Origin of the sequence: Nocardioides stalactiti, assembly GCF_014180715.1 — a bacterium.
GTDB lineage: Bacteria > Actinomycetota > Actinomycetes > Propionibacteriales > Nocardioidaceae > Nocardioides > Nocardioides stalactiti.
In genome coordinates, this window is the sequence record NZ_JACEFC010000039.1 from 18,727 (window position 1) to 34,587 (window position 15,861).

17 protein-coding genes are annotated in these 15,861 nt (G+C 71.1%); 15 read left to right on the forward strand and 2 right to left on the reverse strand.

Annotated features, from left to right (window positions below):
• The first annotated feature begins 1 nt into the window (after position 1).
• From murG to H0487_RS10110, 9 genes are all read left to right on the forward strand, one after another.
• Positions 2-1,090: an undecaprenyldiphospho-muramoylpentapeptide beta-N-acetylglucosaminyltransferase gene (murG, locus tag H0487_RS10070; protein ID WP_183094103.1), complete on the forward strand. Its 1,089-nt coding sequence runs from the start codon at positions 2-4 to the stop codon at positions 1,088-1,090.
• A 10-nt stretch (positions 1,091-1,100) separates the two neighbouring features.
• Positions 1,101-2,471 (forward strand): UDP-N-acetylmuramate--L-alanine ligase, encoded by a 1,371-nt coding sequence (murC, locus tag H0487_RS10075; protein WP_183094104.1) that lies wholly within the window; start codon positions 1,101-1,103, stop codon positions 2,469-2,471.
• On the forward strand, positions 2,464-3,204 hold the full coding sequence (locus tag H0487_RS10080) for a cell division protein FtsQ/DivIB (protein WP_312855896.1): 741 nt from the start codon (positions 2,464-2,466) through the stop codon (positions 3,202-3,204). The genes murC and H0487_RS10080 overlap by 8 nt, the downstream gene beginning before the upstream one ends.
• A gap of 184 nt (positions 3,205-3,388) precedes the next feature.
• Complete coding sequence (ftsZ, locus tag H0487_RS10085) at positions 3,389-4,573, forward strand: cell division protein FtsZ (RefSeq protein WP_183094105.1); 1,185 nt, start codon at positions 3,389-3,391, stop codon at positions 4,571-4,573.
• A 24-nt stretch (positions 4,574-4,597) separates the two neighbouring features.
• The gene (pgeF, locus tag H0487_RS10090) at positions 4,598-5,332 is read left to right on the forward strand and encodes a peptidoglycan editing factor PgeF (RefSeq protein ID WP_183094106.1); all 735 of its coding nucleotides are present in this window, start codon (positions 4,598-4,600) and stop codon (positions 5,330-5,332) included.
• Positions 5,329-6,033, forward strand: coding sequence for a YggS family pyridoxal phosphate-dependent enzyme (locus H0487_RS10095; protein WP_183094107.1), 705 nt, complete (start codon positions 5,329-5,331; stop codon positions 6,031-6,033). Before pgeF ends, H0487_RS10095 begins: the two co-directional genes overlap by 4 nt.
• 44 nt (positions 6,034-6,077) lie before the next feature.
• On the forward strand, positions 6,078-6,569 hold the full coding sequence (locus H0487_RS10100; protein ID WP_183094108.1) for a cell division protein SepF: 492 nt from the start codon (positions 6,078-6,080) through the stop codon (positions 6,567-6,569).
• A gap of 138 nt (positions 6,570-6,707) precedes the next feature.
• Positions 6,708-7,001: a YggT family protein gene (locus tag H0487_RS10105; RefSeq protein ID WP_183094109.1), complete on the forward strand. Its 294-nt coding sequence runs from the start codon at positions 6,708-6,710 to the stop codon at positions 6,999-7,001.
• An 84-nt stretch (positions 7,002-7,085) separates the two neighbouring features.
• Positions 7,086-7,844, forward strand: coding sequence for a DivIVA domain-containing protein (locus H0487_RS10110; protein ID WP_183094110.1), 759 nt, complete (start codon positions 7,086-7,088; stop codon positions 7,842-7,844).
• A 124-nt stretch (positions 7,845-7,968) separates the two neighbouring features.
• Here H0487_RS10110 and H0487_RS23330 read toward each other — a convergent pair whose 3' ends face one another.
• Positions 7,969-8,802 (reverse strand): hypothetical protein, encoded by an 834-nt coding sequence (locus tag H0487_RS23330; RefSeq protein WP_246383303.1) that lies wholly within the window; start codon positions 8,800-8,802, stop codon positions 7,969-7,971.
• Between H0487_RS23330 and H0487_RS23335 the strand changes: the two genes are divergently transcribed.
• The 6 genes from H0487_RS23335 (at position 8,801) to H0487_RS10140 (ending at position 15,682) form a co-directional block, all read left to right on the forward strand.
• On the forward strand, positions 8,801-9,133 hold the full coding sequence (locus tag H0487_RS23335) for a TraR/DksA family transcriptional regulator (RefSeq protein WP_246383306.1): 333 nt from the start codon (positions 8,801-8,803) through the stop codon (positions 9,131-9,133). The two genes, H0487_RS23330 and H0487_RS23335, sit on opposite strands and share 2 nt — an antisense overlap.
• 56 nt (positions 9,134-9,189) lie before the next feature.
• A complete protein-coding gene (lspA, locus tag H0487_RS10120; protein ID WP_312855897.1) occupies positions 9,190-9,753 on the forward strand; it encodes a signal peptidase II in 564 nt (187 codons plus the stop codon).
• Positions 9,750-10,685, forward strand: a complete 936-nt coding sequence (locus tag H0487_RS10125; RefSeq protein WP_183094113.1) for an RluA family pseudouridine synthase — start codon at positions 9,750-9,752, stop codon at positions 10,683-10,685. Before lspA ends, H0487_RS10125 begins: the two co-directional genes overlap by 4 nt.
• Positions 10,672-11,157: a GNAT family N-acetyltransferase gene (locus H0487_RS10130; protein WP_220793267.1), complete on the forward strand. Its 486-nt coding sequence runs from the start codon at positions 10,672-10,674 to the stop codon at positions 11,155-11,157. The genes H0487_RS10125 and H0487_RS10130 overlap by 14 nt, the downstream gene beginning before the upstream one ends.
• A gap of 246 nt (positions 11,158-11,403) precedes the next feature.
• A complete protein-coding gene (gene dnaE, locus H0487_RS10135; RefSeq protein WP_183094114.1) occupies positions 11,404-14,988 on the forward strand; it encodes a DNA polymerase III subunit alpha in 3,585 nt (1,194 codons plus the stop codon).
• Between the two features lie 34 nt (positions 14,989-15,022).
• Positions 15,023-15,682 carry a hypothetical protein gene (locus tag H0487_RS10140; RefSeq protein ID WP_183094115.1) on the forward strand — a complete coding sequence of 220 codons (660 nt, stop codon included), beginning with the start codon at positions 15,023-15,025 and terminating at the stop codon, positions 15,680-15,682.
• Here the strand turns inward: H0487_RS10140 and H0487_RS10145 are convergent.
• Positions 15,679-15,861: YbaK/EbsC family protein (locus H0487_RS10145; RefSeq protein WP_281370661.1), on the reverse strand; the 183-nt coding region annotated here is incomplete at its 5' end. The genes H0487_RS10140 and H0487_RS10145 overlap by 4 nt on opposite strands.

A 15,861-nucleotide genomic window follows, 5' to 3' on the forward strand; every position in this document is an offset into this window, starting at 1 on the left:
AATGCGCGTTCTGTTGGCCGGCGGCGGTACGGCGGGGCACACCTCGCCGTTGCTCGCGACCGCCGATGCCCTCCGGCGGTTGGACCCCACCACCGAGATCACCTGCCTCGGCACGCCCCGCGGGCTCGAGAACAAGGTCGTCCCCGCCGCGGGCTACCCGCTCGAGCTGATCCCGCCGGTGCCGCTGCCGCGCCGCCCCAACGCGGACCTGGCGCGGGTGCCGTCCCGGCTGCGGGGAGCGGTCAAGGCCACGCACGAGGTGATCGACCGGGTCCGCCCCGACGTCGTCGTCGGTTACGGCGGCTACGTCTCGATGCCGGCCTACCTCGCGGCGCGCAAGCGCGGGCTGCCGCTCGTCATCCACGAGCAGAACGCGCTGCCGGGCCTGGCCAACAAGGTCGGCTCGCGGATCGCCCAGCGGGTCGCCGTCAGCTTCCCCGACACGCCGCTGAAGCGGGCCGAGTACGTCGGGCTGCCGCTGCGGCGGATGATCTCCCAGCTCGACCGGGCCGCGCTGCGGAGCGAGGCCCGCGCGTTCTTCGGGCTCGACCCCGACCTGCCGACGCTGGTCGTCACCGGCGGGTCGCTCGGGGCGTGGAAGCTCAACCGTGCGGTGAGTCGCGCCTCGGCCGCGCTCGGCGCCGGCGGGGTGCAGGTGCTCCACGTCATCGGCGCCCGCGGCACCGAGGACCCCGAGTGGGTGGCCCCGGCCGACACCGGGACGCCCTACGTCGTCCTGCCGTTCGTCGACCGGATGGACTACGCCCTGGCGGCGGCCGACCTGATGGTCTGTCGCGGCGGCGCCTCGAGCGTCGTGGAGGCCGCCGCGACCGGCGTCCCGGCGATCTTCGTGCCGCTCGCCCACGGCAACGGGGAGCAGGCCCTCAACGCACGCGCGGTGGCGGACGCCGGGGGAGCCCTCGTCGCGGACGAGGCGGGCTTCACCGCCGACTACGTCGCCGACACGGTTCCCGGGCTGCTCGCCGACCCGCAACGGCTCGCCGCCATGAGTGCCGCGGCCAAGGGACTGGTCCCGTCGGACGCCGACGAGCGGCTGGCCCGCATCGTCGCCGAGGCGGCGGCGCGATGAGGACGCGGCGATGAAGATCCCCGTCCCGGACGAGATCCTGCCCGCCGGTGAGATCGGGCACGTCCACCTCGTCGGGATCGGGGGAGCCGGGCTGTCGGCGATCGCCCGCCTGATGCACCAGTCCGGCGTACCCGTCAGCGGCAGCGACGCCCACGACTCGGCCGTCGTGCAGGCGCTGCGGGCGGAGGGGATCGCGGTGCAGGTCGGGCACGACGCGGCCCACGTCGACGGGGCCGACACCGTGGTCGCCACCACGGCCGCCCGCGAGGACAACCCGGAGATCGTCGCGGCGACCGTCCGCGGCCTGCGCCTGTGGCCCCGCTCAGCGGGCCTCCAGTCGGTCCTGATCGACCGCTCGGTGGTCGCGATCGCCGGCACCCACGGCAAGACGACGACCACGGCTATGGCGACGGTGGCGCTCCAGGAGGCGGGACTCGACCCGACCTTCGCGATCGGCGCCGAGGTCGAGACGCTCGGCACCAACGCCCGGCTCGGCTCCGGCCCGGTCGCCGTGGTGGAGGCCGACGAGTCCGACGGGGCGTTCCTCGTCTACACGCCCGACATCGCCGTCATCACGAACGTGGACGCCGACCACCTCGACCACTGGGGCACCGAGGCCGCCTACGAGGCGGCGTTCGCCGAGTTCGCCCGGCGCGCGCGGGTCACCATCTCCGACCGGCCGGACCTGGCCGACGTGACCGCCGGCTTCTTCGACGGCGCGACGGTGCGCGGGCACGACCTGGCGATCGAGGGCGCGACGACCCGCTTCCGGGTCGAGGCGCGGGGCGAGGACCTCGGTGCCGTCGAGCTCGCCGTCCCCGGTCGGCACTACGCCCAGGACGCGCTGTACGCCCTCGCCGTCGGTCTCGAGCTGGGCGCCGACCCGGCGGCACTCGTGCGCGGCCTGGCTCGCCACCGCGGTGCGAAGCGTCGGATGGAGGCGATCGGCGAGGTGGCGGGCGTCCGCGTCTACGACAGCTATGCCCACCACCCCAGCGAGATCCGTGGCGACCTCGAGGCCGCGCGGTCCGTCGCCGGGGACGGCCGCCTCGTCGTGTGCTTCCAGCCCCACCTGGTCTCACGCACCCGGATCTTCGGCGCCGAGATGGGCGCCGCGCTCGGTGCCGCCGACGAGGTCGTCGTGCTCGACGTCTATGTCGCCCGCGAGGACCCTGACCCGGCCGTCACCGGTGCGCTGGTCGCGGACGCCGTCCCGCTCCCGACCGGGCAGGTCACGTTCCTCCCCGAGCGCGACCGGGCCGTCGCCGTGCTCCTCGACCGGGTCGGTCCCGGCGACGTCGTGCTGACCCTCGGGGCCGGTGACGTGACGACGCTGGCGCCACTGCTGGTGGCCGGCCTCCAGGAGCGGGCCGGTGGCTGACTCCGACCGGGACCGCAGCCGTCGGCGGTTCGTGCGACGGCAGTGGGCGCGGCGGTGGCTCACCGTCCGCTACGTGCTCGCCGCGGTCATGGTCGTCGCGGCGGTCGGCCTCGGCGTCTACTCGCTCTACTTCTCCTCGTGGCTGCGCCTCGAGAGCGCCGAGGTGGGGGGGACCTCCCAGCTGTCCGAGGCGGAGGTGCTCGCCGCGGCCGAGCTGCCGACCGGGGACGCGCTGGCTCTGGTCGACCTCGACGCGATCGAGGTCCGGGTCAAGCGGCTGACGGCGGTGCGCTCGGTCGACGTCTCCCGGCAGTGGCCCCACGACGTCCGGATCGACGTCGAGGAGTGGGACCCGTTGGCGGTCGTGGCCGAGGGCGACGACTACACGTTCCTCGCCGAGAGCGGGGACACCTACGCCTTCGACGGCATGCCCAAGAACCCACCGTCGCACCTGCCCCGGGTGACGGTCGGCTCCGGTGCGGACCGGTTGGCGCTGGAGGAGGCGGCCGCGGTCGTGGCCGCGCTCGACGCGGCGGTCATCCGCCTCGTCGACCACCTCGAGGTCGAGACAGCCGACGACATCCGCCTGGTGCTGCGGGACGACCGGCTGGTGCGTTGGGGGAGTGCGGAGCAGTCCGACGACAAGGCCGAGGTGTTGCTCAACCTGCTCGACGCCCGCCCGGAGGCGCAGGTCTACGACGTCAGCGTGCCGAGCCTCCCCGCCACCCGCTGACGGGCCGTTCCGCCTTCTTCGTCGGAACTCGCGCGGCGTGTCTCCCCGGGATGCGGTGCTGCCGTACCTACTGTCATGGACACGACGAGGTTGACATAACTATAACCCTCTAGATGAGGGTAAGGGTTGACCGAGGCGGAGCCGGCCGGGGAAGTCGGCTCCCTGACGAAGAAGGGGAAACGGCGTGGCTGCTGCACAGAACTACCTGGCCATCATCAAGGTCGTAGGCATCGGTGGCGGCGGGGTCAACGCTGTCAACCGGATGATCGAGGTCGGACTCAAGGGCGTCGAGTTCATCGCGATCAACACCGACGCGCAGGCGCTGCTCATGAGCGACGCCGACGTCAAGCTCGACATCGGCCGCGAGCTCACCCGCGGCCTCGGCGCCGGCGCCAACCCCGACGTGGGCGGCAAGGCGGCCGAGGACCACGCCGAGGAGATCGAAGAGGTCATGAAGGGCGCCGACATGGTCTTCGTGACCGCCGGCGAGGGCGGTGGCACCGGCACCGGTGGCGCACCCGTCGTCGCGCGGATCGCCCGCTCGCTCGGCGCGCTCACCATCGGCGTCGTGACCCGGCCGTTCGCCTTCGAGGGCGCCCGCCGCAAGAAGTCCGCGGACGACGGCATCGAGCGGCTCCGCGAGGAGGTCGACACCCTCATCGTGATCCCCAACGACCGGCTGCTCCAGATCTCCGACCGCAACGTGTCGGTGATGGACGCGTTCCGCCAGGCCGACCAGGTGCTGCTGCAGGGTGTCTCCGGCATCACGGACCTGATCACCACGCCGGGCCTCATCAACGTCGACTTCGCCGACGTCAAGGCCGTCATGAGCAATGCCGGCTCGGCGCTCATGGGCATCGGCTCGGCCCGCGGTGAGGACCGCGCGGTCGCCGCCGCGGAGATGGCCGTGAGCAGTCCGCTGCTCGAGGCCTCGATCGACGGCGCGCACGGCGTCCTGCTCTCGGTCGCCGGTGGTTCCGACCTCGGCATCTTCGAGATCAGCCAGGCCGCGGGCATGGTGGCCGAGGCCGTCCACCCCGACGCCAACATCATCTTCGGCGCGATCATCGACGACGCGCTCGGCGACGAGGTCCGGATCACGGTCATCGCCGCCGGCTTCGACGGGGGCACCCCGCCGAAGCAGCGTGCCGGCTCGAGCCTGCGCCGGGACACCCGGCCGCAGGCCACCCAGGAAGAGGTGCGGGCCGCCGTGGCCTCCCGCCGCGAGCCCGAGCAGGCGGCGGCGCCGGCCGAGCAGCGCCAGGAGCAGGCTCCCGCCGAGCAGCCCGCCGTCCCTGTCGGAGCCCGTCCCGCCGCGCCGACGTTGGACTTCGACGACGACCTGGACGTGCCGGACTTCCTGAAGTAGCCCGTGCCCTAGACGAGGAGCAGGTTGTACTCCTTCCGCACGACCTCAGGCCCCGTCGAGCTGGCGTTCACCGACCGGCTCGGCGGGGTCAGTGTCGCGCCGTACGACGAGCTCGACCTCGCGCTCGAGGGCGATGACGTCGGCCGGGCGCGCACCGAGAACCACCGTCTGCTGCTGGCCGACTTCGCGCCCGACGACGAGCTGTGCGACCTGCACCAGGTCCACGGCGCCACCGTCGCGCTCATCGAGGACGACGAGCCGACCAGTCGGCCCGACGCCGACGGGATCGTGACCACCGGGGCCGGGCGCACCCTCATGGTGCGCGCCGCCGACTGCGTGCCGGTGCTGCTCGCCGACCCCGGCGCGCGGGTCATCGGTGCCGCCCACGCCGGACGCCTCGGCGTGGTGCGGGGCGTCGTCCCGGCAACGGTCGAGCGGATGCGCGACGTCGGTGCCCGCGACCTGGTCGCCTGGATCGGTCCCCACATCTGTGGCGGCTGCTACGAGGTGCCCGCCGCGATGCAGGCCGAGGTCGTCGCTGCCGAGCCCGCCACCCGGGCGACCACCACCTGGGGCACCCCGGCGCTCGACCTGGGCGCCGGCGTCGCCGCGCAGCTGGAGCGGGCCGGCGTCTCGGTGCAGTGGGCGGCCCGCTGCACCCGCGAGTCCACCGACCTCTTCTCGTTCCGCCGCGACGGCGAGCACGCGGGCCGGCTGGCCGGCGTGATCCGGCTGTCGCCCGCAGGAGCGGAACGATGAGCCGCCGCGACGACCTCGCCGCCGGCCTGGCCGCCGTACGCACTCGGATCGAGATTGCCTGCGCCGCCGCGGGCCGCGCTGCCGAGGAGATCACCCTCGTCGTCGTCACCAAGTACTTCCCGGCCTCCGACGTCCGCCTTCTCGTCGACCTCGGCGTCACCGACGTCGGTGAGAACCGGCACCAGGAGGCGGAGGCCAAGCAGCAGGAGTGCGCCGACCTCGGTCCGGACCTGCGCTGGCACTTCATCGGCGGGCTCCAGAGCAACAAGGCCGCTGCGGTGGCCGCCTACGCCGACGTCGTCCACTCCGTCGACCGGGTCAAGCTCGTCGGGCGCCTCGACGACGGTGCCGCGGGCCGGTCGAAGCCGGTCGACGTGCTGCTCCAGGTCAGCCTCGACCCGCCCGACCGGGCCGGCCGCGCGGGCGCCGACGTCGCCGACCTGAGCGGCCTCGCGGCCGCCGTCGCGACGTCCCGGGCGCTCCGGCTGCGCGGGCTGATGGCCGTCGCCCCGCTGGGGGAGGACGCCGCTGCCGCCTTCGCGCGGCTCACCGACTTGCGCCGCCCCTTCCTCTCCGAGCACCCCGACGCCGACTGGTTGTCAGCCGGGATGAGCGGTGACCTGGAGGCGGCGATCAAGGCCGGCGCGACACACGTGCGCGTCGGCACCGCGGTCCTCGGTTCGAGGCCTTCGGTCCAGTAGTGTCCAGAGCAAAGGATGGAACAGATGAGGCGGAGGCAGCAGCCATGAGCGGTGCGATGCGCAGGATCGGTGAGTACCTCGGCCTGCTCGAGGACACCGGCTACGACGAGTACGACGCGGACGGGTACGACACCCAGGAAGCCGCGCCGGCCCGGGAGACCCGTCCCGAGCGCGCGCGCCCCCGGCCCGCGGCCGTCGCCGACATCAACGAGCGTCGGCGCCCGGCGCCCGCCCCCGCGGTCGGCGTCGTCGCCGAGCTCTCGCGGATCACCACCCTGCACCCGCGCACCTACAACGAGGCGCGTGCCGTGGGGGAGCAGTACCGAGACGGCACCCCGGTGATCATGAACCTCTCCGAGATGGACGACGCCGACGCCAAGCGTCTCGTCGACTTCGCGGCCGGCCTCATCTTCGCCACGCGCGGCAGCATCGAGCGGGTCACGAGCAAGGTCTTCCTGCTCTCCCCGCCCAACGTGACCGTCGCCGCCGCGGACAAGCAGCGGATCGCCGACGCAGGCTTCTTCAACCAGAGTTGATCTGCGCGAGCGTGTCGCCGCTGTCGTCGGTGTGAGGTTGCGGCTCGTCGGCGGCTCACGGTCCGGGCGAGCGTCGGGTCGTTGTGCCGCTCCCCTAGGATCACCGCGTCCCCATCAGCAAACCCTGAGGATCCGTCGTTGGAACTGACCGGCCAGATCGTCCACGGCGTTCTGTATGCCTTCATCGGCCTGCTGTGGGTCCGGTTCATCGTCGACTGGGTCCAGGTCTTCGCGCGCCAGTGGGAGCCGCACGGCGTCCTGCTCGTGGTGCTCGAGACCTGCTACTCGATCACCGACCCGCCGATCAACGCGCTGCGCAAGGTGATCAAGCCCGTCCGGATCGGCAACTTCGCGCTCGACCTGAGCTTCCTGCTCGTGATGCTCTTGGCCTACATCGCCCTGCTGGTGATCTGGCCGATCATCTTCGCGTGACTTGCCGACTCTTAGTTGTCGCTGGTCAGGCGCTATTGTTCGCGGGACAGCAAGTCCCCTGTTTCCCAAAAGTAAGGTGAGGTCATGCCGCTGACGCCCGAGGACGTGAGCAACAAGCGCTTTACCCCCGTCCGGCTCCGCGAGGGCTACGACATGGGTGAGGTCGACCAGTTCCTCGACGAGGTGGAGGCCGAGCTCGCCCGCCTGAATGCGGAGAACGACGAGCTGCGAGCCAAGCTCGCCGCTGCCCAGTCGGGCGCTCCGTCGTACGAGCCTGCTCCCACGCAGCTGACCCCGGTCCCTGAGCCGACCCCGGTCGTCGAGGCTCCCGCCCCCGTCGTCGAGACCCCCGCGCCCGTCGCGGTGGCGCCGGCGGCCAGCGTCGAGACGATCCGTGTCGAGACCGTGCCTGAGGCGTCCAACGCCGCAGCGCGTCTGCTCGAGATCGCGACCCGCAACGCCGATGAGCTGGTCGAGGACGCGAAGAACGAGGCCGACCGGATCGTGGGCGAGGCCCGCACCAAGGCCGAGCGTCTCGAGAACGAGTCCAAGGGCAAGGCCGACCGGATGGAGAGCGACGCTCGCACCCGGTCCGAGATGCTCGACACCGAGACCTCCGAGCGCCGTACCCAGCTCTTCGCGGACCTGGAGAAGGAGCGCGACAAGCTCAGTGTCGAGGTCGAGAACCTGCGGTCGTTCGAGCGCGAGTACCGCTCCCGGCTCAAGAGCTACTTCACCCAGCAGCTCGAGGCGCTCCAGGCTCCGGGTGACTCGGTCGCCCCGTCGGACGACTCGCCTGCTCCGAAGCGGCTCCGCTCGATCCTCGGTGAAGAGGACCGCTGATCACCAGCAGCACTCGTTGACAAGGCATCCGGGCGGCCCGCGCACGCGGGTCGGCCGGTTGCATTTTCGGGCTCTCGTCGTCTCGGTGCACGGAGTGGCTCCTTGGTGACGTACGTCCCATTGGCTACCCTCCGTGCAGCCTGTAGCCCTCGCTGCGGGTGACCCCCTCCGGAGGAGGCCCGACCATGGCTGGCACGACGAAGAAGTCCTTGGCGGGACGCACCGTGTCCGCAGCCGGCAAGATCATCGGTCGCCGGAAGCCCGCCGCGCCTGCCGCTGCGCCGGCGAAGAAGGCGGCGCCGGCGAAGAAGGCGGCACCCGCGCCGGCGAAGAAGGCTGCGCCGGCGAAGAAGGCTGCGCCGGCGAAGAAGGCTGCACCCGCGCCGGCGAAGAAGGCTGCACCCGCGAAGAAGGCTGCGCCGGCGAAGAAGGCGGCTGCGCCGGCGAAGAAGGCTGCGCCGGCGAAGAAGGCGGCTGCGCCGGCGAAGAAGGCTGCGCCCGCGCCGGCGAAGAAGGCGGCTGCGCCGGCGAAGAACGCTGCGCCCGCGCCGGCGAAGAAGGCTGCACCCGCGCCGGCGAAGAAGGCTGCACCCGCGAAGAAGGCCGCGCCGGCGAAGAAGGCGGCTGCGCCGGCGAAGAAGGCTGCGCCCGCGCCGGCGAAGAAGGCGGCTGCGCCGGCGAAGAAGGCGGCTGCGCCGGCGAAGAAGGCTGCGCCCGCGCCGGTGAAGAAGGCGGCTGCGCCGGCGAAGAAGGCTGCGCCCGCGCCGGTGAAGAAGGCGGCTGCGCCGGCGAAGAAGGCTGCGCCCGCGCCGGCGAAGAAGGCTGCGCCCGCGAAGAAGGTTGCACCCGCGCCGGCGAAGAAGGCGGCACCCGCCAAGAAGGCAGCATCGGCTCCGGCGAGGCTCATCGTCCTCGAGGGCGAGGAGGCCTGGTCCAAGGCCGAGCTCAAGGAGGTCATGGCCGAGCTCCACGAGCAGCGCGAGCACAGCGGTCAGATCGTCGCCGAGCAGGAGGCGGACCTGTCGGGCCTGCTCCGCGACGCCGGTGACGGTGCCGGTCAGGACCAGGCAGACCTGGGCGCGACCAGCTTCGAGCGCGACCACGAGCTGACCGTCCTCAACCACGAGCGGGAGAAGCTCGCGCAGATCGACCGGGCCCTCCAGCGCATCGCCGACGGCACCTACGGGGTCTGCGAGTCCTGCGGCAACGCCATCGGCAAGATGAGGTTGATGGCCTTCCCGCGTGCCACACTGTGCATGCCATGCAAGCAGCGCGAGGAACGTCGGTAGACAGCAGCGACAGCCAGCCGACCGACAGGCGCTTGCTGGCGAGCCCCCGTTCGTGGGTGCTCTTCTCCCTCGTCGCCGTCACGCTCTACGTCGGTGACCAGTGGTCCAAGCACGCCGCGGTCGAGCACCTCACGGGGCGCTCGGACGACGTCCGGGTGGTCGGCGAGGTGCTGCAGCTGCACCTGACCCGCAACCCCGGCGCTGCGTTCTCGCTCGGCACCGGCTTCACCGTCGGGCTGACCTGCTTGGCGATCGTCGCGACGGTCGTCGTCCTGGTGGCCAGCCTGCGCGTGGTCGACCGGGTGTGGGCGGCGGGCCTCGGCTCGCTCCTCGCCGGCATCACCGGCAACCTGACCGACCGGATGCTGCGTGAGCCGGCGCCGTTCCGCGGCCACGTCATCGACTTCCTCCAGCTGCCGAACTGGCCGATCTTCAACATCGCGGACATCGCGATCAACGTCGGCGCCGGCCTGATCCTGCTCCAGGTGTTCCGCGGCATCCAGATCGACGGCACCCGGCAGTCCGAACAGGAGGCCGAGGACGAGCAGGCAGACGAGCAGGCCGACGAGCAGGCAGAGGTCGAGCGCGCGGAGGACGACCAGGCAGAGGGCGGGGCATGAGCGAGGTCGACCACCGCAGCCTGCCCGTCCCCGAGGGCCTCGACGGCCAGCGCGTCGACGTCGCGATGGCCCAGCTCTTCGGAGTGTCCCGCTCCCGCGCGGCCGAGTTGATCGCCGACGGCCGGGTGCGCCTCGACGGCAACGGCGTGAGCAAGAGCGAGCGGGTGCTCCCCGGCGCCGTGCTCGACGTCGAGATCCCGGTGGAGAACGACCCGCTCGAGATCGTCCCCGAGATCGTCGAGGGCATCAAGATCATCCACGACGACCCGTCGATCGTCGTGATCGACAAGCCGGTCGGTGTCGCCGTCCACCCGTCGCCTGGCTGGCGCGGTCCGACCGTGGTCGGCCACCTCGCGGGGGCCGGTTTCCGGATCTCCACCTCGGGCGCCAAGGAGCGCGAGGGCATCGTGCAGCGGCTCGACGTCGGTACGTCGGGCGTCATGGTGATCGCCAAGTCCGAGCACGCCTACTCGCTCCTGAAGAACGCGTTCCGCCAGCGCACCGTCGACAAGACCTACCACGCGCTGGTCCAGGGACATCCGGACCCGCTCTCGGGCACGGTCGACGCGCCGATCGGCCGGCACCCCGGCGCGGACTACAAGTTCGCGGTCATGGACGGCGGCCGGGCGAGCGTCACCCACTACGAGACGCTCGAGGCGCATCGGTTCGCCAGCCTGCTCGAGGTGCACCTCGAGACCGGCCGCACCCACCAGATCCGGGTCCACATGGCGGCGCTTCGGCATCCCTGCTGCGGCGACCTGACCTACGGCGCGGACCCGACGCTCGCCAAGCGGCTCGGGCTGACCCGGCAGTGGTTGCACGCGGTCAAGCTCGGCTTCGAGCACCCGGGCACCGGTGACTACGTCGAGTACGAGTCGTCGTACCCCGACGACCTCCAGGCCGCCCTCGACGTGATCCGTGACAGCCACTGACAACCCCCTGACGATCCGGCCGGCCGTCGCCGACGACCTGCCGGAGATCGCCGAGGTCTTCCTCGCCGCACGGTCCGCGGCCGTTCCGGCGATGCCGCCCTCGATCCATCCGCCGCACGAGGTGCACGCCTTCTACGCCGGCATCGACCTGGTCGCCAGCGAGCGCGAGCCCTGGGTCGCCGAGGACGGTCGGGGGATCGTCGGCTTCGTCGAGGTCGTCCGGGACTGGCTCGACGCGCTGTACGTCCTCCCGACCGCTCAGGGCGAAGGGATCGGCTCGACCCTGCTCGACCTGGTGAAGTCGTTGCGGCCGGACGGGTTCGCGCTCTGGGTCTTCGAGACCAACGCCCCCGCGCGGGCCTTCTACGCCAGTCACGGCCTGGTCGAGGTGGAGCGCACCGACGGGTCGGGCAACGAGGAGCGGGCGCCCGACATCCGGATGGAGTGGGACCCGGCCGAGGCCGACGGCTGAGTCAGAGCCGGACGTCCTCGCCGTCGACACCGCCCTCGACGTCGAAGGTGTCGACGCATGGCCCCGACGGTGGCGCACCGTGACGGGTCCGCGGGCTGGAACCGGCGGTTCTTGCCTGCCCGTGACGGGATCGTCCGGGGTGGCGTTTCTGTCGGTGGGCCTCGCTACGGTCAGGGGAACGGTCGCGTAGGCTGATGCCCTTCCCCGACCCGCCCATCACGACCTCTCGAGGAGCCTTCCGCACCGATGGCAGCCGCCGGGGACTTCGTCCACCTGCACGTCCACACCGAGTACTCGATGCTGGACGGAGCGTCGCTGCTCGACGGCCTGTTCTCCCGCGTCCGCGACCTCGGGATGCCGTCGATCGCGATGACCGACCACGGCAACCTCCACGGCGCCTACGACTTCTACTCCAAGGCCAAGAAGTACGACGTCAAGCCGATCATCGGCATCGAGGCCTACGTCACTCCCGACACCCCGCGCCAGGAGCGACGCCGGGTCCGCTGGGGCAAGGGCAACCAGGCCGAAGAGGGCGGGGACGACGTCTCCGGTGGTGGTGCCTACACCCACATGACGATGTGGGCCGCCAACACCACCGGCATGCACAACCTGTTCCGGCTCTCCTCGCGGTCGAGCCTGGAGGGCTACTTCTACAAGCCCCGCATGGACAAGGAGATCCTCGCCCAGCACAGCGAGGGGATCATCGTGTCCACCGGCTGCCCCTCGGGTGCCATCCAGACCCGGTTGAGGCTCGGCCAGTGGGACGAGGCCGTGCGCGAGGCCGGCGAGCTCCGCGACATCTTCGGTCGCGACAACGTGTTCCTCGAGCTGATGGACCACGGGATCGACATCGAGAAGCGGGTCCGCGACGACCTGCTCAAGCTCGGTCGTGAGCTCGGCATCCCGCCCATCGCCACCAACGACTCCCACTACAACAACCCCGAGGACGCCAAGGCCCACGAGGCGCTGCTCTGCGTCCAGTCCGGCAGCCGGCTCAGCGAGCCGCCGTACTCCCAGGGCGGCAAGCGGTTCGCGTTCGAGGGCCAGGGCTACTACATCAAGTCCGCCGAGGAGATGCGCGACCTGTGGGGCCGCCAGGACCTCATGGAGGCCTGCGACAACACGCTCCTCATCGCGGAGCGGTGCGACGTCGAGTTCGCCGAGTCCACCGGCGGCTACATGGCGCGCGCCGACGTGCCGGCCTCGGAGACCGAGGAGTCCTGGTTCGTCAAGGAGGTCTGGCGCGGGATCGAGTCGCGCTATCCCGCCGAGCGGCTGACCCAGGAGGTCCGTGACCGGGTCGACTACGAGCTCGGGATCATCGCCCAGAAGGGCTACTGCGGCTACTACCTGGTGGTCGCCGACTTCATCAACTGGGCCAAGGACAACGGCATCCGGGTCGGCCCCGGCCGTGGGTCCGGTGCTGGTTCGATCGCGGCCTACGCGCTGCGGATCACCGACCTCTGCCCGATCGAGCACGGCCTGTTCTTCGAGCGGTTCCTCAACCCCGAGCGACCGTCGATGCCCGACTTCGACATCGACTTCGACGACCACCGTCGCGGCGAGGTCATCGGCTACGTCACCGAGAAGTACGGCGCCGAGCGGGTGGCCCAGATCGCGACGTTCGGCCGGCTGAAGGCCAAGGCGGCGATCAAGGACGCGGCCCGGGTGCTCGACTACGGCTTCGCCGTGAGCGACCGGATCACCAAGGCGCTGCCGGCCGACGTCATGGGCAAGGGCGTGCCTCTCCACGAGCTGTTCAACTCCGAGCACAAGCGTTATGGAGAGGGTGGGGAGTTCCGGGCCCTGCACGAGCAGGACCCGGACGTCCGCCGGATCTACGAGACCGCGCTCGGCCTCGAGGGCCAGATCCGCAACTGGGGTGTGCACGCCGCCGGCGTGATCATGTCGAGCGAGCCGCTCATCGACGTCGTACCGATCATGTCCCGTCCCCAGGACGGCGCGGTCATCACCCAGTTCGACTACCCGATGTGCGAGGCGCTCGGGCTGGTCAAGATGGACTTCCTCGGCCTCTCCAACCTCCACACGCTCGAGGACGCGCTGGTCAACATCGAGGCCAACCGCGGCGAGAAGGTCGTGCTCGAGGAGCTGCCGTTCGACGACCGTGCGACCTATGAGCTGATGGGCCGCGGTGACACGCTCGGCGTGTTCCAGCTCGATGGTGGTGGCATGAGGGCGCTGCTGCGCTCGATGCTGCCCGACCAGTTCGCCGACATCACGGCCGTCTCCGCGCTCTACCGCCCGGGCCCGATGGGCGCCGACTCGCACAACAAGTACGCGCATCGCAAGAACGGCCGCGAGCCGATCGTGCCGATCCACCCGGCGCTGGCCGACGCGCTCGAGCCGGTGCTGGGAGAGACCTACGGCCTGATCGTCTACCAGGAGCAGGTGATGGCGATCGCGCAGGTGCTCGCCGGCTTCTCGCTGGGCGCCGCCGACAACATGCGCCGCGCGATGGGCAAGAAGGATGCCGCGAAGCTCGCCAAGGAGTACGGCGGCTTCGAGGCCGGCATGCTCGAGCGCGGCTTCCCCCAGGACGCGATCAAGACGCTCTGGGAGATCCTCGTCCCGTTCGCCGACTACGCGTTCAACAAGTCACACTCCGCCGCCTACGGCGTCATCACCTACTGGACCGCCTACCTCAAGGCCAACTACCCGACGGAATACATGGCGGCGCTCTTGACCTCGGTCAAGAACGACAAGGACAAGATGGCGATCTACCTCAACGAGTGTCGCCGGATGAAGATCCAGGTCCTGCCCCCCGACGTCAACGAGTCTGCCCACAACTTCACGGCCGTCGGCACCGACATCCGGTTCGGACTCACCGCGATCCGCAACGTCGGCCACAACGTCGTCGACCAGATCGTCTCCTCCCGCGAGACCAAGAGCCGCTTCGAGTCGTTCAACGACTTCCTCGACAAGGTCCCGGCGCTGGTGTGCAACAAGCGCGTGGTCGAGTCGCTGATCAAGGCTGGCGCGTTCGACGAGCTCAAGCACCGGCGGCGGGCACTGGTCGCCATCCACGAGAGCGCCGTCGACCAGTACGTCGACATCAAGCGCAACGAGGCGATCGGCCAGGACTCGCTCTTCGCCGGGATGACCGACGACGACGGTGACTTCGGCGGGTTCGGGGTCAGCGTGACCGTCCCCGACATCGACGAGTGGGACAAGATGACCCTGCTCGGTCACGAGCGCGACATGCTCGGCCTCTACGTCTCCGACCACCCGCTGCTCGGGCTCGAGCACGTCCTCGCCGGGACCGCCGACTGCTCGATCGGCGACCTGATGACCGACACCGAGGGCACCCTGCGGCCGGACCAGTCGACGGTCACCGTGAGCGGCCTGGTCACCTCGGTGCAGCGCAAGATCACCAAGAAGGGCGACCCGTGGGCGATGATCACCCTCGAGGACCTCGAGGGTGCGATCGACGTGCTGCTGTTCCCCAGCGCCTACCAGCTGGCCAGCCCCTACCTGACGCCCGACGCGATCATCACCGTCAAGGGGCGGCTGTCCCGCAGCAAGGAGCAGCCCGAGCTCCACGGCCAGGAGATCTCGGTCCCCGACCTCGACACCAACGCCGACGGCCCGGTCGTCATCAGCCTGCCGTCGACGCGGTGCACGGCACCGGTCATCGCCCAGCTCAAGGAGGTGCTCTCGACCCACCCCGGCCTGACCGAGGTCCGGCTGCGCCTCCTCATGCGCGACGCCACCCGGGTGATGCGCCTCGACGACCGGCTGCGGGTCTCGCCGAGCCCCGCCCTGTTCGCCGACCTCAAGCAGCTGCTCGGTCCGGGGTGCCTGGCCGGATAGATCTGGCCGGACAGGCGCCTGGCAGGATGGCGGCGTGAGTGACCAGGTGACCGACCAGGAGACCGTGCTGCCCGCCGGCCCCGCTTCCGAGCGGACGCCCGTGCCGTGGCGCGCCTGGGGGGCGGTCGCCGGTGCGCTCCTCGTCGCGGGCGCCGCGCTCGGCGGCCTGGGCGGCTGGCTCTGGTACCAGTGGTGGGGGCCGCCCAACAAGGGCTCCATCTTCGACACGACCGCCTACGGGATCACCTGGTTCGACACCACCGACAAGGGCATCGCCCAGGACTTCGCCGGCACGGGCGAGTACGTCGTCATCGGCTTCGGCCTCGGCCTGGTGCTCGGGACGATCGCCGCGTTCGTGGGCCGTCGGCACGCGTTCGCTGCCCTTGCCGCGCTCCTGGCCGGTGCTGCGCTGGCCGCGGCTCTGTCGTGGGCCGTCGGCACCATGCTCAGCCCGCCTGACCCGCAGAAGTTCGCCACCGAGGCCAACGTCTGCACCGAGCTCCCGTGCAAGGAGTATCCCGCGGCCATCGAGGTCAACGGGTGGACGCCCTATCTCCTCTGGCCGATCGGCGCCCTCACCGGCTTCTGCGCCACCACCTTCCTCCTTGGCACCTTCGTCGAGGTCCGCCGTCAGCAGCACACCCACCAGCAGGCCGGCACCTGGCTCGAGCGCGGCGGTCCCGCGGACGCCTAGTGGCGTCCGATCGGGGCGGTGACGGCGGCGGTCAGACGCACCAGGTCGGCGGGGGAGAGCTCGACCTCGAGGCCGCGGCGGCCGGCGGAGACGTTGATCGTCGGGTGGTCGAGGGCGGTGGTGTCGACGACGGTCGGGTGGAGGCGCTTCTGGCCGAGCGGCGAGATGCCGCCGACGAC